General features: G+C 65.8%; 24 protein-coding genes. 6 read left to right on the top strand and 18 right to left on the bottom strand.

Features of this window, described 5'->3' with window-relative positions; all coding sequences use genetic code 11:
* Positions 1–103 precede the first annotated feature (103 nt).
* The 4 genes from VGM61_RS10455 to VGM61_RS10440 are packed head-to-tail and all read right to left on the bottom strand — an operon-like array spanning position 104 to position 5,125.
* Positions 104–2,083, bottom strand: coding sequence for an enterotoxin (locus VGM61_RS10455; RefSeq protein ID WP_331522746.1), 1,980 nt, complete (start codon positions 2,081–2,083; stop codon positions 104–106).
* 26 nt (positions 2,084–2,109) lie between these two features.
* Entirely contained in the window at positions 2,110–3,027 is a 918-nt protein-coding gene (locus VGM61_RS10450) for a 1-phosphofructokinase family hexose kinase (RefSeq protein ID WP_331522745.1), read from the bottom strand.
* Positions 3,024–3,947, bottom strand: a complete 924-nt coding sequence (locus tag VGM61_RS10445) for a carbohydrate kinase family protein (RefSeq protein WP_331522744.1) — start codon at positions 3,945–3,947, stop codon at positions 3,024–3,026. The genes VGM61_RS10450 and VGM61_RS10445 overlap by 4 nt, the downstream gene beginning before the upstream one ends.
* Positions 3,944–5,125, bottom strand: a complete 1,182-nt coding sequence (locus VGM61_RS10440; protein ID WP_331522743.1) for a tagatose-6-phosphate ketose isomerase — start codon at positions 5,123–5,125, stop codon at positions 3,944–3,946. The genes VGM61_RS10445 and VGM61_RS10440 overlap by 4 nt, the downstream gene beginning before the upstream one ends.
* 77 nt (positions 5,126–5,202) lie before the next feature.
* Here VGM61_RS10440 and VGM61_RS10435 point away from each other — a divergent pair, with 77 nt between their 5' ends.
* Genes VGM61_RS10435 through VGM61_RS10425 form a run of 3 tightly spaced genes read left to right on the top strand, consistent with a single transcriptional unit; the run spans position 5,203 to position 8,150 of the window.
* Positions 5,203–6,108: a fructose-bisphosphate aldolase gene (locus VGM61_RS10435; protein WP_331522742.1), complete on the top strand. Its 906-nt coding sequence runs from the start codon at positions 5,203–5,205 to the stop codon at positions 6,106–6,108.
* 11 nt (positions 6,109–6,119) lie between these two features.
* Complete coding sequence (locus tag VGM61_RS10430; protein ID WP_331522741.1) at positions 6,120–7,343, top strand: amidohydrolase family protein; 1,224 nt, start codon at positions 6,120–6,122, stop codon at positions 7,341–7,343.
* Between the two features lie 6 nt (positions 7,344–7,349).
* Positions 7,350–8,150: a DeoR/GlpR family DNA-binding transcription regulator gene (locus VGM61_RS10425; protein WP_331522740.1), complete on the top strand. Its 801-nt coding sequence runs from the start codon at positions 7,350–7,352 to the stop codon at positions 8,148–8,150.
* A 17-nt stretch (positions 8,151–8,167) separates the two neighbouring features.
* On the opposite strand, the gene kynU is transcribed toward VGM61_RS10425, so the two are convergent.
* The 14 genes from kynU to VGM61_RS10355 form a co-directional block, all read right to left on the bottom strand.
* Complete coding sequence (gene kynU, locus VGM61_RS10420) at positions 8,168–9,439, bottom strand: kynureninase (RefSeq protein ID WP_331522739.1); 1,272 nt, start codon at positions 9,437–9,439, stop codon at positions 8,168–8,170.
* Positions 9,440–9,447: 8 nt separating this feature from the next.
* The gene (locus VGM61_RS10415) at positions 9,448–9,969 is read right to left on the bottom strand and encodes a hypothetical protein (RefSeq protein ID WP_331522738.1); all 522 of its coding nucleotides are present in this window, start codon (positions 9,967–9,969) and stop codon (positions 9,448–9,450) included.
* A 25-nt stretch (positions 9,970–9,994) separates the two neighbouring features.
* A complete protein-coding gene (locus tag VGM61_RS10410) occupies positions 9,995–11,008 on the bottom strand; it encodes an amidohydrolase family protein (protein WP_331522737.1) in 1,014 nt (337 codons plus the stop codon).
* A gap of 38 nt (positions 11,009–11,046) precedes the next feature.
* Entirely contained in the window at positions 11,047–13,101 is a 2,055-nt protein-coding gene (locus VGM61_RS10405) for an FUSC family protein (protein ID WP_331522736.1), read from the bottom strand.
* 43 nt (positions 13,102–13,144) lie between these two features.
* Positions 13,145–13,708 (bottom strand): elongation factor P-like protein YeiP, encoded by a 564-nt coding sequence (gene yeiP, locus VGM61_RS10400; protein ID WP_331522735.1) that lies wholly within the window; start codon positions 13,706–13,708, stop codon positions 13,145–13,147.
* A 32-nt stretch (positions 13,709–13,740) separates the two neighbouring features.
* On the bottom strand, positions 13,741–14,508 hold the full coding sequence (locus tag VGM61_RS10395; RefSeq protein WP_331522734.1) for an SDR family NAD(P)-dependent oxidoreductase: 768 nt from the start codon (positions 14,506–14,508) through the stop codon (positions 13,741–13,743).
* 36 nt (positions 14,509–14,544) lie between these two features.
* The gene (locus VGM61_RS10390; protein ID WP_331522733.1) at positions 14,545–15,114 is read right to left on the bottom strand and encodes a GNAT family N-acetyltransferase; all 570 of its coding nucleotides are present in this window, start codon (positions 15,112–15,114) and stop codon (positions 14,545–14,547) included.
* The gene (locus VGM61_RS10385) at positions 15,111–15,584 is read right to left on the bottom strand and encodes a GNAT family N-acetyltransferase (RefSeq protein ID WP_331522732.1); all 474 of its coding nucleotides are present in this window, start codon (positions 15,582–15,584) and stop codon (positions 15,111–15,113) included. The genes VGM61_RS10390 and VGM61_RS10385 overlap by 4 nt, the downstream gene beginning before the upstream one ends.
* A 3-nt stretch (positions 15,585–15,587) precedes the next feature.
* A complete protein-coding gene (locus VGM61_RS10380) occupies positions 15,588–16,079 on the bottom strand; it encodes a GNAT family N-acetyltransferase (RefSeq protein WP_331522731.1) in 492 nt (163 codons plus the stop codon).
* Complete coding sequence (locus tag VGM61_RS10375; RefSeq protein WP_331522729.1) at positions 16,076–17,362, bottom strand: amidohydrolase family protein; 1,287 nt, start codon at positions 17,360–17,362, stop codon at positions 16,076–16,078. Before VGM61_RS10375 ends, VGM61_RS10380 begins: the two co-directional genes overlap by 4 nt.
* Before the next feature lie 39 nt (positions 17,363–17,401).
* The gene (locus tag VGM61_RS10370; protein ID WP_331522728.1) at positions 17,402–18,301 is read right to left on the bottom strand and encodes a hydroxymethylglutaryl-CoA lyase; all 900 of its coding nucleotides are present in this window, start codon (positions 18,299–18,301) and stop codon (positions 17,402–17,404) included.
* Positions 18,302–18,312: 11 nt separating this feature from the next.
* Positions 18,313–20,313, bottom strand: coding sequence for an acetyl/propionyl/methylcrotonyl-CoA carboxylase subunit alpha (locus VGM61_RS10365; protein ID WP_331522727.1), 2,001 nt, complete (start codon positions 20,311–20,313; stop codon positions 18,313–18,315).
* Between the two features lie 80 nt (positions 20,314–20,393).
* Entirely contained in the window at positions 20,394–21,587 is a 1,194-nt protein-coding gene (locus VGM61_RS10360; RefSeq protein WP_331522726.1) for a glycoside hydrolase family 5 protein, read from the bottom strand.
* Between the two features lie 63 nt (positions 21,588–21,650).
* Complete coding sequence (locus VGM61_RS10355; RefSeq protein WP_331522725.1) at positions 21,651–22,439, bottom strand: enoyl-CoA hydratase/isomerase family protein; 789 nt, start codon at positions 22,437–22,439, stop codon at positions 21,651–21,653.
* Positions 22,440–22,518: 79 nt separating this feature from the next.
* Between VGM61_RS10355 and VGM61_RS10350 the strand changes: the two genes are divergently transcribed.
* Genes VGM61_RS10350 through VGM61_RS10340 form a run of 3 tightly spaced genes read left to right on the top strand, consistent with a single transcriptional unit; the run spans position 22,519 to position 24,907 of the window.
* Complete coding sequence (locus VGM61_RS10350; RefSeq protein WP_331522724.1) at positions 22,519–22,764, top strand: FeoA family protein; 246 nt, start codon at positions 22,519–22,521, stop codon at positions 22,762–22,764.
* Positions 22,761–24,608 (top strand): ferrous iron transporter B, encoded by a 1,848-nt coding sequence (feoB, locus tag VGM61_RS10345; protein WP_331522722.1) that lies wholly within the window; start codon positions 22,761–22,763, stop codon positions 24,606–24,608. The genes VGM61_RS10350 and feoB overlap by 4 nt, the downstream gene beginning before the upstream one ends.
* Positions 24,605–24,907, top strand: coding sequence for a DUF6587 family protein (locus VGM61_RS10340; RefSeq protein WP_331522721.1), 303 nt, complete (start codon positions 24,605–24,607; stop codon positions 24,905–24,907). The genes feoB and VGM61_RS10340 overlap by 4 nt, the downstream gene beginning before the upstream one ends.
* The last annotated feature ends 4 nt before the right edge of the window (positions 24,908–24,911 follow it).

Genomic DNA, 24,911 nt, shown 5'->3' with positions numbered 1-24,911 from the left:
GCCCCTGGAGCCCGGGTGATGTCGTGCGTCCCTGGGTAAATTCCGGCAACAGCCGGCCAACACGGATCTCCCCCGCGTCAGGAAAACAGCTTGCGATGTGGGTCTAGGGCGCGCTTTTCAGTTCAAGCGTGAGCACCTGGAACGGCTGCAGGGTGATGGCCTGCGGGTGGTCGGCATCGAGCGAGGCGGGGACGTCCGCCGCCGGCCCATGCCAGGTTTGTGAAGCGTTGAAATGCCGTGCCGCACCGGGTGGAAGTTCGAGCTGCCGATCCAGGTCCAGCACTGCCAGCTGCGGTTTGTCCGAAGGATTGCGCAAGGTCAGGATCGACTTCGACGGTGTCCAGGCGGCCCAGCCGTAGACGTCGAGCCTTCCAGGGTCGCCGCCGATCCAGTGCGTGTCCCTGAGCACGGCCGCATTGTTGCGCGACCATTTCGCAGCTTCCGCCAATGTGTCCCAGTCCTGCGAAGAAAGCAGCTCCGGCGTGATGTACATCTCCTGCAACGCCGTGCCGGTGGCGAAGTAGGAATGCACTTCATTGGCGAAATCGTGGCCGGGATCGGTGTTGAGGTTACGGTTCTCGCGGGCGAAGATGATCCCGTGCAGCATCAGCGAATTGAGTGGGAACAGCGGGCCTTTCACCACGATGTTCTGGTAGGTCTGCTGGTCGCGATAGGTGATCCAGCGTTCGCGTTTGCTGCCCACGCCGGTGAGCGCGTCGTCCTCGCCATCGCGCCAGATGGAATCGGCGTAACGTAGCCAGAATGGCGATGCGAGCGTGCCGGTGGTGAGATTGATGAAAAGGTCCGGCCGAGCCTTGCGAAGGTCGGCGATCAGGCTGATCGCGGCATCGAAGTCGCTGTCGAACAGGCTGCCGGGGAACACCTTGTCGGCATTGCCGGTACCGTCAAACTTGAACTGGTTGATACCGTCGTGGGCGACCAGATCAAGCACGGTGTCGTGGAACTGCCTGTAGTACTTCGGCCCTGACAGCGCCAGGCGCTTGTCGATGATCTCGTACCCCGCGGCCGCACCGCGCTGCGCCCGTTCGGCGGCGGGAGGGCCGTAACCACCCCAGGGCGACAACCACATGCCCGGTGCGGCGCCGTACTTCGCCGCGGCATCGCGCAGCGGCTTGAAGCCATCGGGGAAATCCCGGCTGAAGTGCCAGCTGCCGCTGCGGTCGTCCCAGCCATCGTCGAACAGGAAGGAATCGAGTTTCACGCCGCGCCTGGTAGTTAATTCCTCACCGAAGGTGTTGATGCGCGAGACGGCCTGCGTGGCGGTGTAGGGCGTGAAGTAGCCGATGTCGTACCAGGAGTTGTAGTGGAGAAAGGTACGATAGGGGTGGGCGCGTTCGCGTTCCACATAGGCCAGGAAGTCACGCCGCAACTGGTTGTCGTGCGTGACACCCACGGCGGCTGAGTAATCCACCGACTGGCCCTTGCGCAAGGGCAGGCTGCGCTCGATCCACAGCTGGACCTGGGTGCCATGCACCAGGCTTTTGGAGAGGGGATTTTCAAAGCCGAACCAGTCGCGGCCCGAGACCACCGGTGAGCCATCCACCGTGCCGATCACTTCGGCATCCGCGGCCCTGGCTTGCAGCAGGTCGACACGTGCAATGGATTCATCCTGCTTCAGCGCCGTGATGGTCACTTCCTCGCGCAGGTAGTCCGAACCCTGGCGTTGCACCCAGCGGGTGTCCACGCGGAAACGGCCATCGGTATCGGTGAAGCTCGCCTGCAGGGCCTTGCCCGCGAACCGTGCCGCTGCACGCGATGCCGCCGGATCGGCTTTCAATGCCAGGCTTCGGGGCTTGCCGGTTGCCCGCCACTGTCCGGGTCCGAGCTTCGTACCATCGGCAAGCGTGAGCTCAAATGCCGCGGTGACGGGGATCTCGCGCTGGTTGACATGGTCGACGATGGTCATCGACGGTGCGCCACTGCCGGTGGCCTGCCACTTGAGCGATATCGCTTCGTTGCCGAAGGAATCCTCAGCCTGGGCCATGCCAGCGAGCGAAAACGCGGCCAGCATCGCCAGGGCCAGGGTGCATCGTATGCCGGGGTGGCGGGGGCTTGCCTGCATGCGGTGTCTCCGTCAGTGTCCGTCGGTTAAAGCGACCGCACGGTCACGCGCGGCAGCAGCTGGCTGACCGTCGCGTTATCCATCCAGCCGGTTTCTTCGTTCAATGCATTGGCCGCGCCGCAGGCCACGCCAAGGCGCAGCGCTTCGGCCAGGTCGTCGCCCTGCAACAGGCCTGCGGTGATTCCCGCCAGGAAGCAATCGCCGGAACCGACGGTGTTGCGGACGGCATCCAATGCAAGCGTGGCGTGCCAGGCGCGTTGCGCGTCTACCGCGACGGCACCTTCGGCACCGAGCGTGACCACCGGATGCGCCACGCCGCTATCGAGCAGGTGGCGAGCGGCAGCGATGGCATCGTCGATACCGGTGACGTCGCGGCCGATCAGGTGCGCGGCCTCGTCGCCATTGGGTTTGAGCAGATAGGGCCGGGCGCGACTGGCATGGAAGAGGGTCTCGCCGCTGGCGTCGACTACGCAGGGAATATCGGCCGATGCGCAAAGTCGCGCATAGGTATCGGCGGCCATGCCCGTGGGCAGGCTGCCGCTCATCACCAGGGCCCGGCTGCCGGGAAGGGCGGTGCGGCAGGCCTCGAGAAGGGCATCGATTATTTCGGTTGCGATGGCGGGGCCGCGCTCGAGCACCTCGCTGGTACGCCCGTCGGCTTCGACGATGGCAAGGCAGGTGCGCAGGTCGCCGGGCATCGGGACGCCGATGAAGCTCACGCCGCGTTCGGCCAGGCGGTGGGTCAGGAATGCGGCATGCGCTTCATCGACCAGTCCGATCAACTGCACCTCTTTGCCCAATACGGCGAGCGCCTGCGCCACGTGTACACCCTTGCCACCGGGGGACACATGCGAGTGATCGGCGCGCATGACCTTGCCAGGTGCGAACTTACCTACCCGCAGCAGGCGGTCGATGGCGGTGTTGAAGCCAGCGACAGTGATCATGGCGTGGCTTCCAGCAGTACCCGCACTTCCCCTTGCGTGGCTTGTGCGGTGGTGCCGCCCACGCCACGGGTGGAGAGGCTGCCGCAAGCGCTGGCCCACCGCAGGGCAGGCACCAGGCCCATGCCGCGCAGCCATGCATGCAGGAATCCGGCGTCGAAGGAATCGCCGGCGCCGGTGGTGTCGACCACGGTCGAAAGAAACGCCGGCACCTGTACCTGCCTGTCGTCGTCCAGCGCGATGCAACCGCCGGCGCCACGCTTGATCACGACCCGGGCGCCATGCTTTGAAAGTACGTGCAAGGCCTCGCTGGCGTCGCGATGGCCTGCGATGGCACAAGCCTCGATCTCGTTGGGCAGGAACACGTCCAGGTGCGACAGCAGTGCCTGCCAGTCGCCCGCCCATGCCTGTGCCGGGTCGAATCCCGGGTCCAGCGAGGTGGTGACCCCGGCCATGCGTGCGCGCTCGAATAGCGTGGCCAGTCCCGACTGCATGCCGGTCTGGAGGAAATAGCTCGACACGTGCAAGTGCCCGGCACCGGCGAGCACGTCGTCGTCGATGTCATCGGCTTTCAGTGCGCCAATGGCACCGGGGAAGGTCACCAGCGCACGGTCGTGCGCGCCGGAAAGCACCACCGTGGCGCCGGTGGCCAGCGCACTGTCGCGGGCGACGCCGCGGGTATCGATGCCCGCTTCGGCAAGCGCCGCCACACAGGCATCACCGCGCTCGTCACGGCCGGTGCGGCCGGCAAAGCGCACAGGGTTCCCCAGCCGGGCCAGGCCCATGGCGCAGATCATCGATGAACTTCCCGGCGTTTGCCGGAAGCCGTTGGCCAGGATTTCGCCGCCGTGAACCGGGAGCTCGTTTACACCACTCAGGATGTAATCGAGATTGAGTTCGCCAGCGACGAGGGTCGGCTTCATGCGTCCTGATCCCCGCCATGAATGGCAAACTGGCCGACCACGCGCGTGAGCACGCCTTGCGAGGGAGCATCCGGTTCATGGCCGAGTTTCAGGCAATGGAAGAAGGCCAGCAGCTGCCCTACCAGCGCATGCAACAACAACTGTTGCGCCGCGGGCAGGGCATTCATCCCTGGCAGTTCCACCGCAAGGCCGGACGCGCCCAGGTGGTCGGCAGTGATGCCTTCGCCCACCACGACGCGGCGCCGGGCCAGGCCCTTGGCCGATAGCTCGCGAAGAAGGTCCGTTTCGTAGGCGCGCACCGCCGGATCAGACGACAGATACGCCACCAGCAGTCCATCGCGGCTAAGCCATGCCATCGGCCCATGGCGCAGCCCAAGGAAACTTTCCGCCAGCGTGACTACATCGCCACCGGACATCTCCAGCATCTTCAGTGCCGTCTCGCGGGCCACGCCGAGCGCAGCGCCACCGCCCAGGTAAACGGCCGTGGAGAATTCCCCGATGGCCAGCACCGCAAGGTTGTCTGCGTGTTCTTCCAATACTGTCCTTGCCAGCGTGGCCGCTGCATGGCCATCGTCCTGGCTTGCGCGCAGCAGGGCGCTGCCGGCCAGCAACAGGTTGGTGAAGCTGCTGGTCATCACCAGGCTGCGATCGTTGGTGCGTTCATCGAGCACGATCGCATCCAGCCGTGACTGGCTGGCATAGCGCGTGGCCAATGCGCCCCCGGCATTGCAGGTAAGCACCAGGTGCGCATAACCAGGTGCCTGCGCAAGCAGTTGGTCCACCACCCCGGTGCTTTCCGGGCTGTCTCCCGAGCGGGCGATGGATACCAGCAGGCCACGACCGGCTGGAAGCACCTGGGGGCGATGGGTAAGCAAGCTGCCCGCGGGGATGGCCTGGGTGGGTATGCCAAGGTTCCCCTGCAGCAGCGGCGCCAGGCATTCGCCGACATAAATCGAGCTGCCAGAACCGGTTAGCACGATATGTTCAGGCCACGCCGAAAGCGCATGCTCGAGCTTCGCGGCGGTATCGGCGGTGGCCATCGCCTCGCAGGTGGCCACCCAGGTGTCCGGTTGCTGCAGGATCTCCGCGAGCGTATGCAGGTAGCCATGGGCCTCCTGCTCGTGCCGCGAAGCAGTGCGAAGGGAGGCGAGATTGAGCGATGAGGGTTTGACAGGCATCGAGGCTTGATCGAATATGTTGGGAAACGAAAGCAAACGAAAGTTTCGATTTCAGGGTAACCGGAATGAAAAGCGACATGCAAGCACCTAATCACCAGGCACCTACACTCGCCACGCTCAACCTGCCACATGGCAAGCGCACGCGCCTGCATCGCATGCTCTACGGGCATGGCCCGGGCAACGGCACCTTGCTGGTGCTGCCGCTGGACCAGGGGCTGGAGCATGGTCCCACCGATTTCTTCCCGCATCCGCCGGCGGTAGATCCCGAGTACCAGTTCCGCCTGGCCGAAGCTGGCGGATTCTCGGCGATCGCTTTAGGGATTGGCCTTGCCAGCAAGTACATGGGTCCGTACGCCGGCAAGGTGCCGCTGATCCTGAAATTGAACGGCAAGACGAATATTCCCAGTGACGGGGACGCGACCTCGCCATTGTTCGCCTCGGTCGAGGACGCCGTGCGCCTGGGTGCGGACGCGGTGGGATACACGCTGTACGTCGGCTCGCCGCGACAGCACGAGGAACTGGCCCAGTTACGCCAGGTGCGCGAGGACTGCGACCGTTACGGCATGCCGCTGGTGCTGTGGTCCTATCCGCGCGGTTCAGCGATCGATGCCCGCGGTGGCAAGGGCTCGCTTTATGCGCAGGATTACGCCGCCCGCGTCGCGCTGGAAGTGGGCGCTGACATCGTGAAACTGCATGAGCCGGACGGCACCCGGAAGAACGTGCCGCCGCCGTACGACACGCTCGACGAAGACGCAGGCGCGCGTACGTCGCGCGTGGTCCGCTCGGCCGGGCGCACCATTGTCCTGTTCTCCGGCGGCGAGAAAAACGACGACGATGCCGCGGTGTTGCGCAAGGTGGAGTTCTACATGCAGTCGGGCGCCACGGGCGTGATGTTCGGCCGCAACATGTGGCTGCGCCCGTTCGAGCAGGCCGTGGCCCTGACCCGCCAGGTGCATGACATCATGCGTGGTTATTCGCGTTGAGGGGAAAGGGCATGGACACGGCGGACTGGAACGGTTGTGGTTGCTGCGCGCCGCCCGCGCGCATGGCGGCCATGTCCGACGGTGACAGGAACCCGCTGGAAGCCTCACCTGCCCAGGCTGATCTTCGCCTGGTCGATTTCGCGCCGCGAAGCATGCTGCACGGAGCGGTAAACCGGGTGGAGCGGCCACGCTTCCCGGTGATCGACGTGCACACCCACCTCACCTGGATGCGCCACACGCGTGGCGGGGTGTCGCTGGGTGAGGACATGTTGTCCTTCGCTGACGCCAACGCGCTCGTACCCTTGCTCGACCGCAAGGGCATCCGCTGCATGGTGAACCTTACCGGCGGCGTGGGCCGGGGCCTTGAAGATTCCATCGCGCGGTTCGACAAGGTGGCGCCGGGCCGCTTCATGACCATGACAGAGCCATCGTTCCATCTTTTTGGCGAAGCGGACTATCCAGCCTTGCAGGCGCAAGAACTCGAGCGCGCCCATCGCGCGGGCGCATGCGGGTTGAAGCTGCTGAAGACCCTGGGCCTGTACCTGCGCGAGGGCATCGATGAGGGGCAACTGGTGGGTCTGGACGACGCCCGCTTCGATCCCATGTGGGAAACCTGCGCGGCGCTGGGCCTGCCGGTGTTCCTGCATACCGCCGATCCGCTGGCGTTTTTCCAGCCCACCGATCGCCACAACGAGCGCTACGAGGAACTGGCCCAGCACCCGGACTGGTCGTTCTACGGCGAAGGTTTTCCTTCCCATGCGCAATTGATGCAAGCGCGCGACCGGGTGATTGCCCGGCACCCGCGCACCACCTTCGTGCTGCTTCACGTCGGCAACCAGGGCGAAGACCTCGATGCCATCGAGGCGACGCTCGACGCGCATGCCAATGTGCACCTGGACATCAGTGCGCGCATCGGCGAGCTTGGCCGCCAGCCGCGACGCAGCCAGCGTTTCTTCGATCGCTGGCAGGATCGCATCCTGTTCGGCACCGATGCCGTGCCGCCGCCCTTTGGCAACGCCGTGCCCCAGCAGTTGCTGGGCGATGAACTTTACGAGATCTACTACCGGTTCCTCGAAACCGACGACGAATACTTCGACTACGCGCCCGCGCCCATGCCGCCGCAGGGACGTTGGTCCATCTACGGACTGGGCTTGTCTTCGGCTATCCTGCGCAAGGTTTACCACGACAACGCCGCGCGACTGCTCAAGCTCGACGCGCTGCCCGATGACGCCTGAAGGACGATGAGCAAACCAAGCCCGGCACCACCACCCAAGCTCCTGGTCGAGGAGCGCCAGCGCCAGATCGTGGAACTGGCGCGCGCCGAGGGCCGCGTGACGGTGGAAGGCCTGGTCGAGCGCTACGGCATCTCGGCGGTAAGCATTCGCCGCGACCTCGAATACCTCGAGCAGGTGGGCTCGCTCAAGCGCTCGCACGGCGGCGCGGTGCCCGCGGCGTCCTCGCAGCTGGATGTGCCGCTGCCGATCAAGGAAACCCGCCGCCTGCCGGAGAAGCGCCGTATCGGCGAAGCCGCCGCGCGCATGATCGCCGACGGCGAGACGATCATCCTGGACTCCGGTTCCACTACGGTCGAGATCGCGCGGCAGATCCGCCAGCGCAAGTGGAAGTCGCTTACCGTGATCACCAATGCGCTCAATATCGCGCTGGAACTGAGTGGCCTGCCCAGTGTCCGCGTGATGATGCTCGGCGGCATGCTGCGACAGACATCCTATTCACTGGCCGGCCCCGACGCCGAACAGGCGCTATCGCGGCTCACCGCCGATCGCCTGTTCCTGGGTGTCGATGGCCTGGATCCGGCAGTGGGCGTGACCACACCCGACCCGCAGGAGGCCTCGTTGAACATGCTGATGATCAAGGTATCGCGCGAGGTGGTAGCGGTGCTCGATGCCACCAAGCTCGGCCAGCGCAGCCTTTCGGTAATTGCCCCGGTGCGCAGCCTGCATGTGGTCATCACCGACACCAGCGCATCGAAAGTCCACGCCGATGCCATCCGCAAGCAGGGCGTGGAACTGGTCCTGGTGTAGCCCGATCCGGTCGCGGGCTACCGGGTTGCCCAGGCGCGGACGTGGGCGGCGAAGCCGACGCAGTCGGTGAAGCGGTTGTAGAGGGGTACCGGAGCCATGCGGATCACGTCAGGTTCGCGCCAGTCGCCGATCACGCCGTTGTCCGTCAGGTATTCAAACAGCGACCGGCCGGCATCGCGGCCGGCCTTGACGCGGATCGACAGCTGCGATCCGCGGCGGGCGGGCTCGGCCGGCGTTACCACTTCGAGCACGTCGGCGAGGTCGGTCTGGATCAGCCATTCAAGGTAACCGGTGAGCTTGCGCGACTTCTCACCGATGCGCGGCATGCCGGCCTCGTGGAAGATATCCAGTGACATGCGCAGCGGCGCCAGCGACAGGATCGGCGGGTTCGACAACTGCCAGCCTTCAGCGCCGGGCGTGGCCTGGAAATGCGGGCCCATCTGGAAACGCGTGGCCTTGTCGTGGCCCCACCAGCCGGCGAAGCGCGGCAGGTTCGCGGTGGCATGCCGCTCGTGGACGAAGACACCCGCCACGGCACCCGGTCCGCCGTTCAAATACTTGTAACTGCACCAGATAGCGAAGTCGGGACCGGCATCGTGCAGGTTCAGTATCGTGTTGCCCACCGAGTGGGCAAGGTCGAAACCCACCATCGCACCGTGGGCATGGCCTAGCCGGGTGATGGCGCCAAGGTCGAACGATTGCCCCGTGCGGTACTGCACGCCAGGCAGCATCACCAGCGCGAGCTTCGCGCCATGTTCGGTGATGGCGCGCTCGATTGCACCGATCGAGATGCTGCCGTTGGGCTCGTCGGCCTCCAGTTCGATAAGCGACGTGGCGGGGTCGAAGCCGTGGAACTGGATCTGCGATTCAACCGCGTAACGATCGGTGGGAAAGGCGCCCGCTTCGATCAGGATCGAGTGGCGCTCGGGTGTGGGACGGTAGAAGCTCACCATCATCAGGTGCAGGTTCACACCCAGGGTATTCATCGCCACCACTTCCGACGGAAGGGCGCCCACGACCTCGGCCAGGTTGTCGCGCACGTATTCGTGGTACGACAACCACGGCAGCTTGCCTCTGAAGTGGCCTTCCACCGCAAGTTCCCCCCAATAGTCGAGCTCCGACGCGATCGCCTCGCGCACGCTGCGCGGTTGCAGCCCCAGGGAATTACCGCAGAAGTAAAGGCTGTCGTGCCCTTCGTGCGGCGGGATCAGGAAGCGGTCACGAAAACCCTTGAGCGGGTCGGCGTCGTCCTGGGCCTGCGCCCAGGCCTGGTCGTTGCGGTAATCCATGATGCGGCTCACTGCGGTAAATGATTGGCTACGTCGTCACAGCCGGCATCGAACGAGGCCTGCCAGCGGGCGTCGCCCGTGGCCGGACGCACGCAGCGCACCTGGATGGCAAGGTTGCCACTGAAGGCGTAGCGCTCGTGGTAGGTGAACTTCTCGCCGGTTTCCTGCGCGGTATAGAAGTAGTCGTTCGGCGTGGCGGCGCGATGAGTGTCGGGTGCGTAGCCGTTGAGCTGGCGCGCGCGCGCGGTCAGCTGGCCCATCCACGACTGGTAGCCTGCCAGGTTGCCCGCCTGTTTGACCGACACCGTCACCCGTGACAGCGTCTTGGTGCCGACGGGCGAGGGGTCGGGCACCTGGAACACCTGGGTTTCCGGATCGCCCTGGGTTTGCATGATCGGCACCCAGCTGTCGGGCACGCTGAAGCGCACGGCGCCTTTGGCCATGGTGATGTCGCCGGCCATGGCAGGCGCCTGGAACAGCAGCCCAATGGCGGCGAAGGCGGCTAGGTGCACGCAGCGCGGAAGGATCATTCGGTTCAATTCCCGGGTCTAGGGTTTAGTGTCGCTCGAAACGGCTGCGAGGCAATTGCAGCCATTCCAGCGCGGTGCCATGGAACAGGCGTTCGCGGCTTTCGTCATCCAGGCCGAGCGAGTCGATACCGCTGCCGGGAACCTGTTCGCCCAGCGGGAAGGGATAGTCGGTGCCCAGCATTACCTGCGATACGCCGGCCGTGTCGAGAAGGTATTGAAGTGCACGCGGATCGTGCACGCAGGAATCGAAATACAGCCGGTGCATGTACTCGCGGGGATTTCGCGCATTGTCGGTGGCTACCAGGTCCGGACGCATGCGAAAGCCGTGTTCGATGCGGCCAATGCTTGCCGGGAAGCTGCCGCCGCCGTGGGCCAGCATGATGCGCAGCTGCGGCAGGCGTTCGAGCACGCCACCGAATACCAAGGAACATGCCGCGCGGGATTGTTCGGCGGGCATGCCTACCAGCCAGGGCATCCAGTAGCGCGGCATGCCCGCCGCCCCCATCATGTCCCACGGATGCACCAGGACCGCCGCGCCCAGATCGGCGGCGGCCTCGAAGAAGGGGAAGAGCTCCGGTGCGTCGAGGTTCCAGTCGTTGCAGTGCGAGCCGATCTGGACACCTTGCAAGCCCAGTTCGTCCACACAGCGTTCCATCTCCTGGATGGCGAGCGTGGGCGATTGCAGCGGTACGGTACCGATGGCGGCATAGTGGCGGCGATGGTCATGGCACAGGCGTGCGGCGTGGTCGTTCAGGAACCGGTGAAGCTCCAGCGCCTGGTGGCCCTTGGCCCAGTACGAGAACAGCACAGGCACCGTGGAGATCACCTGCACGTCCACGCCATGCCGGGCGTAGTCGGCGATGCGGTGCTCGGCATCGAAGGCGGATTCCCACACCTCGCGGAAGAATTTTCCGTCCTTGTAGATCCGGTGCGATCCCCCGGCGTGCTGCATCACGGGGAAACGGTCGTCGCCGTATTTGGCGGCGAGGTCCGGCCACTGCCTGGGCAGGATGTGGGCGTGGGTATCGATCTTCAGCATGGTGCCAAGTGTAACCTGCCGACCGCCCTCGACGGCACTTAACGTCGTTGAAGGATATGATTGATTGTATTGACGTTATCTACCAGCCGGTCGCTAACGGTAGCTATCTGGTCGGCGGCGCCCGTTAGGCGTCCCCCGGCCAGTGCGGTGACGATTTCCCGCTGCCGGGAGCGCAGGTCCGGCAGGGCCTCGGGGGGCCGTGAATGACGCAGGGCATCGGCCAATTCATGCAACGCCCCGGACGAATCACGCACCAGTGGCGAAACCAGGTCCCAGTTGAGCTGATCGCCCACGTCGTCCGCCATGGCCTCAAGGGTCATCGCCGTGCGGGCCAGGCGGTTACCGTTGGCAAAAAGGGTCTGCGCCATTTCCATCAGGTGCACGGGTGTGGCAGGTTCCGAGCGCATGCGGTCGAGCGAAGCCTGGGCGTTTGTGCGTGCAGTGCGGGAAAGCGTGCGCGCGTCGCGGCGCTCGCGGACATGGGCTGGCCCGGACAGGGTGGCAAGGTACGCTGCATAGGCGTCGAGCATGTCGGCCAGCGCGGCGTGCGCGCGCGTGCGCTCCCACGTGGGCCACAACACGTAGGCTACCAGCGCCATGACCGACCCCAGCACGGTGTTGAGCACGCGGTCGCTCATGGCCGCGGTGGACTCCACGCCATCAAAGGACAGCAGGATCACCACCGTACCGGTGAGCGCCGCCACCGCGATGCCATAGTGCGCCGTGGCGAGATAACGGAAGGCCACGCACAGGATCGCCAGCACCGCGATGTGCGCCCACGGTGCATCAGGGGTGAAGCGCAACACCAGGGTGGTGAGCACCAGGCCAAGCACCGTACCCACCACGCGCAGCAAGCCGAAATTCAAGGTGGCGGCGAAATCCGGCCGCAGCACGATGGCAGCGGTCATCGGTAGCCAGTAGCCGTGCGGCAGGTGGGCATAGCGGGAGATGGCCAGCGCAAGGGTAAGCACGACCGCGCAGCGCACCGCGTGCCGGAAGGCGATGGACTGCGGAATCATGTTCGCGCGCATCGCCGCGAGCGCCGAACCACTGCGTAGCGCCGTGGGAAGGCTGCTTTCGGCAGTCTCGGCGCGGATTTCGCCCCGGCTGCCGGCCCAGTTGGCATTACGGACGGCCGCGGCCAACTGACCGGACAAGGCATGCACGTGGTTGCCGGCGAAGCTGGGCTGGGCCTCCCCGAACAACGCCCGTTCGCTGGCCTGCAGGGTTTTCAGCGCAGCTTCCGCGCGTGTCGGCGGCCCGGCTTCGTCCAGCGCACGGGCCACCCCGCGCAGCACCCGTGCGGCGTCCGCGCGGATCATCTCGCCCACGCCGCTGCCCACGCCGAGCTCCTGCATGGTGATCAGTTCCAGGCGGATCCGTTCGGCGATGTCCAGCAGTACGCGGAAGGCTTCCATCGCGCGCCCGCGAGCATGGAAACGCCCCAGCAAGGTGTGCTGCAGGGTGGTCATCGCCTCGGTAAGCGCGGGTGCTTCGTTGCCCTGGCCCTTCGGTTGTGCGGCAAGCGCCGCCAGGCCACGGTAGACCTCAGCCAGGGCATGGCGCTCGGGCCGGTACCGTTGCAGCGGCCACGCGGCGATCGAGAACAGCGCCAGCAACATGCCGCCGGCGAAGATCAGCAGCGATGCACCGATGGCCTGGCCCACAGGCAAGGGCGTGGCGGCGGTGATCACCAGCAGCAACATGCTGGTCATCCCCACGCGCGCGATGTCCGGACCGAAGATCACCAGCATGCCGCCGAAGAATCCTAGCACCGCGGTCGCCAACGACAGCGTGAGCGGATGGCCGCCGACCAGGAAACCCAGGAGCGCGGCACCCCCCGCCGCCAGTGCCGCCAGGAAAAGTCGTTGCAGGCGTTGCTGGTAGGGGCCGGGCTGGTCCGAGAACATTGTGTCCAGCGCGCCCGCGGCGATGCCGATGCCGATGCCCTCGTGCCCCGTGGCCACGCCGATGGCCAGCGGGATCGCCACTGCCGCAGCGTTGCGCAGCGCCACGCGCATCGGCACGTCGGGCCGGCGCGTGGTGGTGAGCGACTGCAGCACGCTGCGGGGAAGGGAGAATCCCGAGGTCATCCGTTGCTCGTTGGAGAAGGGGCTGCGGGCAGCCCCGTGGCTTTTATGCGCGGCCGGCGAATTCGCCGGTGAGGGTGTTCACCGTGACCTTCTCACCCGTGGTGATGTACTCAGGCACCTGTACTTCCACACCGGTTTCGAGCGTGGCGGGCTTGGTGCGCTTGGTGGCGCTTGCGCCTTTCAACTCCGGCGCGGTGTCGGTGACGGTAAGCACCACGCTGGTCGGCACCAGCAGGCCAACGGGCGCTTCGTCGATCAACTGCACGTAATACCCTTCCAGCCCCTCGACGATATAGCCGGCGTTGTCGCCGACAATCTCCGGCGGCAGCAGGTACTGCGTGTAGTCTTCAGCGTCCATGAACACGAAGACTTCGCCATCCATGTAGGAGTAGGTGGCCTGGCGGCGGCTGAGTTCCACTTCCCTCAGTTCGTCTTCGGCGCGTTGCGAAAGGTCGAATTTGCGCCCCCCGGGGATCGAATACAGGGTGAAGCGGAAGGTAACGTTGCCGCCACGCGCGCTTGGCGAGCTGCGCTCGATGTCACGCACCTGGTACACGGTGCCGTCGTGCTCGATCACGGTACCGCGCTTGACGTCGGAAGCTTTCATGCGAAGGGCTCGGGTGTTGGGCTGGAAAGGAATTACTTCGGCTGCAGGCGCACGGCGCCGTCCAGGCGGATGGTCTCGCCGTTGATGTAACGGCTCTGCACGATGAAGCCCACCGTGCTTGCGAATTCCTCAGGCTTGCCCAGGCGTGCCGGGAACGGGATGGTAGCGGACAACGATTCCTGCACCTGGGGCGTCATGCTGTCGACCATCGGTGTCCAGAAGATGCCCGGGGCGATGGTGACCACACGGATGCCGAAGCGCGAAAGCTCGCGCGCCATGGGGAGTGTCATGCCCACTACACCACCCTTGGAGGCCGAGTACGCTGCCTGGCCGATTTGGCCTTCATAAGCGGCGACCGAGGCGGTGTTGATGATCACGCCACGTTCGCCGTCCTCGCCGGCATCGTTGCCCTGCATCAGGTTGGCCGCGGCCTTGGCCACATTGAAGCTGCCCACCAGGTTCACCATGATGGTGTTGCTGAAGTTCGACAGCGGCATCGCGCCGTCCTTGCCCACCACGCGGCCGGCGCCGAGGATGCCGGCGCAGTTCACCAACACGTTCAGGCCACCCATGACCTCGCGCGCGGCGGCGACGTTCTTTGCCACGTCGTCTTCGGAGGTCACATCCACCCGGCGGAAATGCGCGTTGTCGCCCAGCGCCTCGCAGGACGAGGCGCCTTTCGCGTCGTTGACGTCGAATAGCGCGACCCTGGCGCCGTTGTCCACCAGGTGGCGGGCCACCGCGTAGCCCAGGCCGGAGGCTCCGCCGGTGATCACGGCCTTGACGTTTTCCAGATGCATGGGGAGGGTCCTGTGCGTGGTGCAAAGACCGTCATCTTACCCGAGCGCAAGCCTTACCTGCAGGGCGGAATCGTGGCGCATGCGGGCGAACGGCAGGACGGGCGGCGGCGGATTGGCCGGAACCGCCAGCTCCCTTTGCCACAGGCCCACATCGTGCCACCGGCCGAGCTTGTAGCCGCTGTGGCGCCATACGCCGGCGGGCTGGAAGCCGAGCGCGCCGTGCATGGCCACGCTGCTTTCCCCGGGCAGCGTGATCGCCCCCACCGCCTGGTTGAAGCCCTGCATCTGCATCACGTCCAGCAGGCAGGTGTACAGGCGCCGCGCGATACCGCGCCGGCGCGCGTTTTCATGCACGTAAACCGAGGTCTCGGCGATCCAGTCGTAGGCGGCGCGGTCACGGAAGCGCCCCGCGTAGGCATAGCCGAGTACCGCGCCGTCGTCTTCGAACACCAGCCATGGGTAGTGGGCCAGCCGCGCCTGGATGCGCTGGGCCATGGTGTCGGTGCCGGGCAGTTCCGTCTCGAAGGTGATGGCCGTATGCAGCACGGCCGGGGCATAGATGTCGTGGCAGGCGGCGGCGTCGCCGGCGGTGGCGATGCGGATCATGCGAGGGATTTTTCCATGAAGATGCTATGCGGCGTGGCGCGATGGCTGCCGAAGCTGCCGCAGCGGCGGTAGCCGGCGCGTTCGTAGAGTTCCTGGGCTTCGGTCTGGGCGGTGCCTGATTCGAGCCGTACCAGCTTGCCGCCCGCGCGGCGGATTTCGTCTTCAAGGGCTTCGAGCAGCTGCTTGCCCAGGCCCAGGCCGCGCACGGTGGGGATGACATACATCTTTGCCACTTCCACATAGTCGCCGTGGTCGGCGAAGGCGCCGCAGGCCACTGGCACGCCGTCCACCCGCGCGGTCAGGAACGTGACATTCGGACGGTGCAGCGGCGAGGCGGCGTCACCCGGGCGGCGCTCGCTTTCGGGATAAAGCTCTGCGAGATAGCCTTCGAACTGTTCGATCAGCGGCACGATGTCCCCGGCCCCGGGGTCGTCGACCTGGAAGGTAAGCCGGGGCGGTTGCCTGGCCACCGCTTATAGATCCCTGATGAAGAAGCGGTCGCAGCTGAAATGACCGGTGCCGCCCATCGCGCGGTTCAATGGCACGAAGCCGTGGCGGCGGTAAAGCGTTTGCGCTGAATCCATGCCGGTAAGCGTTTCCAGGTAGCAACGCTTAAAGCCCATGCGCCGCGCCGCCTCAAGGCAGCACTGCATCATCGCCGCGCCTGCCCCGATGCCGCGCGCGCTGGGCAGGAAGTACATCTTGCGCAGTTCGCAGACGTGTTCTTCCGGCGCGTTGATCAATGGTGCGATGCCGGCGCCGCCGGCAACCTCACCATCCATGATCACCACGTAATAGGCGGTGTTGTCATGTGCATAGGCTTTGGCCATGCAATCCACTTCTTCATCATGGATGGCGAAGCCCGGCCCGTCGGCGCCGAACTCGGGCATTACCTGGCGGATGATCGCCGCCATGGCGGCATCGTCGCGGGGTTCGATCGGGCGGATCTGGAAGCTGGGACTCATGGATGACCGTCGGGGCTGCGGTAGAGGGTTCCATCCTTCATCACCAGCACCGGATGGGCAAGGTCTTCGATGTGGGCACTGGGATCGCCCGAGAAAGCGGCAAGGTCGGCGCGCATGCCCACGGCAATGCGGCCGAAGTGGTCGCCCTGGCGAAGGATACGCGCGGCCACGTCGGTGGCGGCGTGAAGCGCCTGGGCCGGGGTCATGCCGTCGCGCACCATGGCAACGGGCTCGCGCCAGTTGGTGCCATGGGCGAACACGCCCACGTCGGAGCCATTACCGATGGTCACGCCCACTTTGAGCGCGGTACGGAAGGCGTGTTCTGCTTCGCGCATGTTGTCGGTGGGCGGATCGCCGGGCTTGTAGTGGTGGAAGTATTCCTCGGTGGCATCTACCGCGGTGAGCGTGGGCTCATAGGTGGTGCCCTGTTTTTTCATTTTGGCAAACGTGGCTTCGTCGGTGCCGTAGCCGTGTTCGATGGTATCCACGCCGGCGGCCACCGCCATCGCCACGCCTTCGCGCGAGGCGGCATGGGCTGCCACCGGCCGGCCGATCAGGTGGGCGGTATCCACGATGGCCTTGAGCTCAGCCTCGGTGAAGGTGGGCGCGGTGGTGCCATCGGGACCCACGCGGTAATCGGCATACAGCTTGATCCAGTCCGCGCCGCGGGCCGCCTGTTCGCGCACGGCGCGCATGGCTTCATCGGTGCCGCTTACTTCCTGGGCGCCGGAGGGAAGGTCGAGATCGGGGCGGAAGCCGCGGGGGCCTGGGCCGTAACTGGCCGTGGCGACGATCGCGCGGGTGGCTACGAACATCCGCGGCCCGGGGATCAGGCCTTCGTTGATCGCGCGCTTGATGGACACATCGCCGAAACCCGCGCCCTCGGTGCCCAGGTCGCGCAACGCGGTAAACCCGGACATCAGCGTGTCCCGCGCATGGGCGGCGGCCTCGAGCACGCGATAGTCCGGCGCTTCCTTCAGCACCTGGTCGTTCCACAGGGTTTCGTTGTAAGGATGCAGGAACACATGCGAGTGAAGATCGATCAGGCCCGGCATCAGGGTGGCGCCGGGCAGGGCGATCTCGCGGACATCGGCGGCCGGATGCAAGCCCTCGCGCGGACCGACGCCGGCAATCACGCCATCGCGCACCAGTACGGCCCAGCCGGCATGGGCGGTATTGCCCTCCGACGTCCAGACACGGTCGGGCAGCAGCAGGATATCGCGGGCGGCAACGGGTGCAGCCGCGGCCACGAGCAACGCAACGAAAAGGATGGCGCGTGTCATGGAGCTCCCCAGTCAACCGGAAACCCGATGATAGCCCGCTCAGGTCGCGGTGCGTGCCCGCGTCACCCGGCTGGCGGTTTCCTTGCCCAGTTGCGCGGCCAACCACGCGCCCGTGGCGATCAGCAGATCCAGGTCCACACCGGTTTGCATGCCCATGCCATGAAGCATGTACACCACGTCTTCGCTGGCGACGTTGCCGGTGGCGCCCTTGGCGTACGGACAGCCGCCGGTGCCGGATACGGCGCTGTCCACAACGCGTACGCCTTCTTCCAGGCAGGAAAGGATATTGGCCAGGGCCTGGCCGTAGGTGTCGTGGAAGTGCACGGCCAGCGCTTGCATGGGCACTTCAGCGGCGACGGCGCGCAGCATGTCGCGGGCCTTGGCCGGCGTGCCCACGCCGATGGTGTCGCCGAGCGAAACTTCATGGCAGCCCAGTTCATGCAGCGCCCTGGCCACGCGCACGACATCGGTGAGCGGCACGTCGCCCTGGTAAGGGCAACCCAGCACCGTGGACACATAACCGCGCACGGTTACGCCATCGGCGCGGGCACGCGCCAACACCGGCCTGAAGCGGTCGATGCTTTCATCGATCGAGGCGTTGATGTTTTTCTGGTTGAAGGCTTCCGAGGCCGCGGTGAACACGGCGATCTCGGTGACACTCACGGCGCGGGCGCGCTCATAACCCTGTTCGTTGGGCACCAGCACCGGGTAGGTTACGCCCGGCACCTTGCGGATGCCGGTGTATACCTGCGCTGCGTCGGCCAGCTGCGGCACCCATTTGGGACTGACGAAGCTGGTGGCTTCCACCACGGAGAGACCCGTGGAGGACAAACGGTCGATCAGCGCGATCTTGACGTCCGCGGGAAGGAGGGTTTTTTCATTCTGCAGCCCATCACGCGCGCCTACTTCGACAATGCGTACGAAAGTTCCGGAGTTCATCTGATAAATCCTCAAGCTTTATCGTTGGCGGCCAGGCGGGCGAGCACGCGGTCCGCTTCAACGAAGTCGCCCTGTTCGGCGCTTATCGATTCGATGGTACCGTCGCGCGGCGCCTTCAAGGCCAGCTCCATCTTCATCGCTTCCATCACCAGCAACTCCTGGCCGGCGGTGACGGTATCGCCGGGTTTCACGCGCACCAGCACGATGCGACCGGGCATCGGCGCCAGCACGCGGTCGTCGCCCGCGGTGTCGGCCAGGATCCAGGCGAAGGCCGGGGCGCGTTCGAAGGCGTGGCGGAAGCCGGCGGCGTCGTGCACGGCCACGTGCGCGGCATCCAGGTGCACCCGAAGGCGCCGTGCGTGTCCATCGAAACGTGCGGTAAGCACACCATCGGCCAGGCGCGCGCCGGACACCTCCGTGCTGGCATCGCCGAACCTCAGGTGATACGTACCGTCGTGGCCATAGGCGGCGATGTCACGGCGTTCGCCGTCCACCACCAACGCGACCAGACGCTTGCCCGGGTGCGCGTTGCGCCAGGCGTCGTTGGCGGCCCACGGTGAATGTGGATCGCCCGCCGACGCCGTGGCCCGGCCTTCTTCGTCCAGCAGCACGGCGGTCGCGGCGGCGAATACGTCACCGTCGGCCGATGGCGTGGCGCCTTTGAGGAACTGATCCAGGTGCCGGTCGAGATAGCCGGTATCGATGTTGCCTTCCACCACCACCGGATGGCGTGCCAGGCGTTCAAGGAACGCGATGTTGGATGCAGGCCCCACGATCTCGCAGGCGGCCAGCGCCTCGCGCAGGCGCTCGAGCGCGCGCGGCCGGTCGCGATCGACGACGATGAGCTTGGCGATCATCGGGTCGTAGAAGATGCTCACCGTATCGCCTTGCACCACGCCGGCATCCAGCCGCACATGCGCTGAAGGTTCGGGCAGGCGCAGGTGCGTGAGCTTGCCCGAGCCCGGCAGGAAGTTCTGCTCGGGATCCTCCGCATACAGGCGCACCTCGATGGCATGGCCGCGGGCCTCGACGTCGCCCTGGGCCAGTGGCAGGTAGCCACCGGCGGCGATGCGCAGCTGCCATTCCACCAGGTCCAGGCCGAGCGTTTCCTCGGTCACCGGGTGTTCCACCTGCAGCCGTGTATTCATCTCCATGAAGAAAAATTCCCCGTCCTGGGCGACGATGAATTCCACGGTGCCCGCGCCCACGTAACCCACTGCCTGTGCGGCGGCCACGGCGGCCTCGCCCATGCGCGCGCGGCTGGCCATGTCCAGGAACGGCGAGGGCGTTTCTTCGAGCACCTTCTGGTAGCGGCGCTGCGCTGAACATTCGCGCTCGTTCAGATGGATGACGTGGCCATGCGTGTCGCCGAACACCTGGAATTCGATATGGCGCGGGTGATCGACATAGCGCTCCAGGATCACCCGCGTGTCGCCGAAGGCACTGGCCGCTTCGCGTTGCGCGGACGCCAGCGCTTCGGCGAAGGCCTCGGCGTTGCGCACGATGCGCATGCCCTTGCCACCACCGCCGGCGGCGGCCTTGATCATCAGCGGGAAACCCGTTTTGGCTGCCTGTCCGGCCAGATGGGCCGGATCCTGGTTTTCCCCGTGGTAACCGGGCACCAAGGGCACGGCGTGTTTTTCCATCAGCGCCTTGGCGGCGGCCTTCGAACCCATGGCATCGATGCTTTCCGGGCGCGGGCCGATGAAGACGATGCCGGCCGCGGCGCAGGCACGGGCGAAGCCTGTGTTCTCGGACAGGAAACCGTAGCCGGGATGGATGGCCTGGGCACCGGTCTTCTTCGCCACCTCGATGATGGCATCGCCGCGAAGGTAGGAATCGGCCGGGCGCGGTCCACCGATCGGCCAGGCTTCGTCGGCCAGGCGCACATGCTGGGCGCCGGCGTCGGCTTCGGAGTACACCGCCACCGTCCTGATGCCGAGCCGGCGGCAGGTACGGATGACGCGGCAGGCGATCTCGCCGCGGTTGGCAATGAGGATGCAATCGAACATGCGGGTAGGGCCCTGATGCGGCGAATCCAAACCATGAAAGCTAGCAGATTCCGGGTGAGGGGCCGATTGCGTTGCAGCAATCAAAGGCGCTTTCGGATGACGTCGAACAGTGGCGTGGCCTTTCGAAGCACGGGGTCCGGCGTGCCGGCCTCGACGGCTTGCCAGTACCGCCAGGGCACCTTGCCGGTACCCAGTTCGTAGTCCATGGCATCCCAGGTGTCTTCGCGGAAGCTGTAGAACGCCCAATGCACGCCGTTGGTGTCAAGCGTACCGATGACATCTTCGAGATAACCTGCGCACCCGGCCAGTTGCCGGACGCAACCGAATTCGGCAGCGACCAGGCGGTTGGCCGGGATGGCGTGGCGGGCAGCCCAGTCCATCGGGATCTTCAGGTACGCCTTGACCCGCCCTGCATCGAAGTTCAGCTGTTTTCCACCGAAGGGAACGACACCTGGATAGGCATAGGGTTTGCGCCGCTTGAGGTTCGGCGCGCTGGTGACGGCGTATGGCTCGTACATGTGGAAGGCATAAAGCACGCGGGTGTCGCCCAGGGGCGCCGGCCAATAGTCGAAGGCATCTGCGGCGGCGTACCAGCCAGCGTCGACCATGATCGGGGTGGTTTTGTCGACTTCGCGGATGGCGGCGATCACCCTGGCATAGAACGCCGGCAGGTTGCGTGCGCCCTTTCTTTCCCGCGCGAACCACGCGGCCATGGCGGCGGGCGGGGCGTGCTCGGGCAGGCCGCCAAGTTTTTCCGGCGCCGGCTCGTTGATGATGTTGTAGGCAGCAATCGCCGGGTGGTCTCTTAGCGCGGTGGCAGCATCGCGCCAGTAGCGCGCCGCCGTGTCCCAGTGTTTGCGATCACGCCAGAGCCGGTCGTCGAAACGATCGCCGTTGTTCTGCGACCAGCGCATCCATGGCAGCGACAGCGGCGCCACCACTACCTTCAGGCCTGCTGCATGCGCGCGATCAAGCGTTGCGCGCAATGTCGCAAGGTCATCCGTATCGAGCGTACGGTAGTCGTCGGCATTGCCGATGAGGAAATCGCGCTGGGCTGGTTTCCATTTATCGAAGGACAGGCGAACCCAGGTGGCGCCATGACCCTTGAGTGCCTGGAAATAGGCGCGGTCCGGCGGCAGCCGGTTGAAGCTGTTGCCGCCATGCCTGGGGATGTTCCAGAAGGTGATGAGGTCGGCGGCCGCGATCGGGGCGCTGGCGGCGAGGCCGGCGAACGTGATGAACACGAGGGCCAAGGGGCGGTGACGGGATGCCATGACAATCCTTGTCGTTTGCGCAGGCGTTGAGTCCAGGCCATGCGCCTGTGCGGTTCGGGGAGGTTAGTTACGCCATGTCGGCCCGCGTTTTTCAAGAAAGGCCTGCAAGCCTTCCTGGCCTTCGGCCGACACCCGGAGGCGGGAGATCAACGCGGCGTTTTCGATATCCATGCGATGGGCTTCATCGGCAGTCTGCCCGCCCATGGCCAGCGCCAGTATCTTCGCTTCGCGCTGCGCCTCCGGACCGCCGGGCCACAGCAGGGCCACGGCATTGGCCACGGCGTTGTCGAGCTCGTCGGCCGGGACCACCTCGTGCAACAGGCCGATGCGCTGGGCGTGGCTGGCGTCGAATACCTCGCCGGTAACGAACAGGCGCCGCGCATGGCGCAGGCCGATGGCAGCCACCACGTAAGGGGAGATAACCGCCGGTACCAGCCCGAGTTTCACCTCCGACAGCGAGAACTTCGCCCCGAAGACGCCGATGGCGATGTCGCAGCAGGCGATCAGGCCCACACCGCCCCCGTAGGCGGCGCCATTGACGCGGGCGACGGTGGGTTTGGAGAGGAACTGCAGGCGGTGCATCAGCGCGGCCAGGCGTTCGGAGTCGGCCCGGTTCTCAGCCTCGCTGGCGCCGGCCATGCCACGCATCCAGTTGAGGTCGGCGCCGGCCGAGAAGCTTGCGCCCTCGCCGGTCAACACCACCGCCCGGACCGTGTCGTCGGCGTCGAGGTCGGCCAGGACGCTCGTCAGCGAGGCGATCAGCGCGTCGTCGAAGGCGTTGTGCACGGCCGGCCGGTTCAGGGTGATGGTGGCCAGGGTTCCGGAGCGCTCCAGAAGGACGGCATCAGTCATGAGTTAAGCCCGGTAGGTAATGTGCAAGAAAGGATACAACGGCGTATAATGCGAATTATTCTTATTTGAGTAATCATCCGTGCGGTTGTCCGAGTTGCCCAAAGGCGCGCCCGCCATGGTCCAGGATGTTGAAGATGCCCACCCCGCCGATCCTATCGCCCAGCGCCTGCGCGATCTGGGCTTTGTCAGCGGCGAGCCGGTGCGCATTGTCGCCCGTGGGCCGCTCGGCGGCGATCCGCTGCTGGTACAGATCGGTTCCACGCGCTTTGCGCTGCGCCGGTCCGAGGCGGCGCGGGTGACTGTCAGACAGGAGGCCACGGCATGAGCGAAACCATCCTGCGCATTGCCCTGGTGGGCAATCCCAACTGTGGCAAGACGGCCCTGTTCAACCAGCTCACCGGCGGCCGGCAGAAGGTCGCCAATTACGCCGGCGTTACCGTGGAACGCAAGGAAGGCCGCTTCGTGGCGCCATCGGGCCGCAGCTTCCAGCTGCTCGATCTCCCCGGCGCCTACAGTTTTGCCGCCACCAGCCCGGATGAAGCCATCACCCGTGATGTCTGCCTGGGGCGCTACCCGGGCGAGGCCGCGCCCGACCTCATCGTCTGTGTCGCCGATGCCACGAACCTGCGCTTGCACCTCCGATTCGTGCTGGAAGTGCGCCGCCTGGGCCGACCGGTGGTACTGGCGCTGAACATGATGGATGCGGCCAAGCGGCGAGGCATCGTGATCGACGTGGACGAACTGCAGCGGCGCCTTGGCGTGCCGGTGGTGCAGACCATCGCCGTGCAGCGTGGCGGTGCGAAGGCATTGATCGAGCGTGTCGATGGCGAGGTGCCGGAGGCCGCGCCCTCCGATCCGATTCCGCTGACAGCCTCCGAAGTGCATGCCGAAGTCCGTGAGCTCCTGGCTGCCACCGTCACTACACCGCGCCAGACCGCCGCTGTCGACGACGCCCTGGACCGCTGGGCGCTGCATCCGGTGATGGGCATGGTGATCCTGGCCGGGTTGATGTTCTTCATCTTCCAGGCGGTTTTCTCGTGGGCGAAGCCGGTGATGGATGGCATCCAGGCGGGTATTACCTGGCTTGGTGCCTGGGTCACCGCTTTCCTGCCTGCCGGCAGTGCCCTGCACAGCCTGTTGAATGACGGCGTGTTCGCAGGCCTGGGTGCCGTGCTGGTGTTCCTGCCGCAGATCCTGATCCTGTTCTTCTTCATCCTGGTGCTGGAGGAATCCGGCTACCTGCCGCGTGCGGCGTTCCTGCTCGACCGCACGATGTTCAAGGCGGGCCTTACCGGCCGCGCTTTCATTCCACTGCTGTCCAGCTTCGCCTGCGCCATTCCCGGGATCATGGCCACGCGCAGCATCAACGACCCGCGCGACCGCCTGACCACCATCATGGTGGCGCCGTTGATGACGTGTTCTGCGCGGCTGCCGGTTTATACCTTGCTGATCGCAGCGTTCATCCCGCACCGCATCGTGGGCGGGGTGTTCAACCTGCAGGGCATCGTGCTGTTCGTGCTGTATTTCGCCGGGATCTTCAGTGCACTGGCGGTGGCCTGGGTAATCAAGCGCATGCGCCGCGACAAGAGCGAGCACGCATTGATCATGGAACTGCCTTCCTATCGCGTGCCGCACGCGCGGGACATCGCCCTGGGCCTGTGGGAGCGCAGCAAGATCTTCCTGCGCCGGGTGGGCGGCATCATCCTGGCGCTTACCGTGCTGCTGTGGTTCCTGGCGAGCTTCCCCGGGCCGCCGGCCGACGCCACGCTGCCGGCGATCGACTACAGCCTGGCAGGGCGCATCGGACATCTATTGCACTACATCTTCGCGCCGATCGGCTTCAACTGGCAGATCTGCGTGGCGCTGGTGCCGGGACTGGCCGCGCGCGAGGTGGCCGTGGCGTCGCTGGGCACGGTGTATGCCATGTCCGGTGGCGAAGACGCCGTCGTGTCGCAACTGGGAACACTGATTTCCCATCAATGGTCGCTGGCCACGGCGCTGTCGTTGCTGGCCTGGTACGTGTTCGCGCCGCAGTGCATGTCCACGCTGGCGGTGATCCGCCGCGAGACCAACTCCTGGCGCAATGTGGCGATTGCCGCGGGCTACCTGTTCGGCCTGGCGTACCTGGCTTCGTTTGCTACCTACCAGATCGCGGCGGCGCTCTCATGACCGCGTTTGCTGTCATCCAGGCCATCGTCATCGGCATCGTGGTGTTGCTGGCCTCGGTGTCCGCGTTCCGCAAGCTGTTGCCGAAGACGGCGACGCGGGTGCAGGCACGAATGTCCGCGTCGTTGAATGCGCCATCGCAGGCCAGGTGGCTGCGGGCCTTGGGACAGCGCATGCAGCCCAAGGCGGCCACGGGAAGCTGTGGCGACGGCTGCGGTAGTTGTGGAAGCTGTGGGCCGAAGCCCGTGGGCAACCAGCCGGACGTCCAGCCGCTGCATTTCCGGCCGCGCCCTCGGCCCTGAGCCC

Source organism: Pinirhizobacter sp. (genome assembly GCF_036499745.1).
Taxonomy (GTDB): domain Bacteria; phylum Pseudomonadota; class Gammaproteobacteria; order Xanthomonadales; family Rhodanobacteraceae; genus Pinirhizobacter.
Note: the sequence above shows the minus strand (reverse complement) of the source record. Positions and strands in the feature narration are given on the sequence as shown.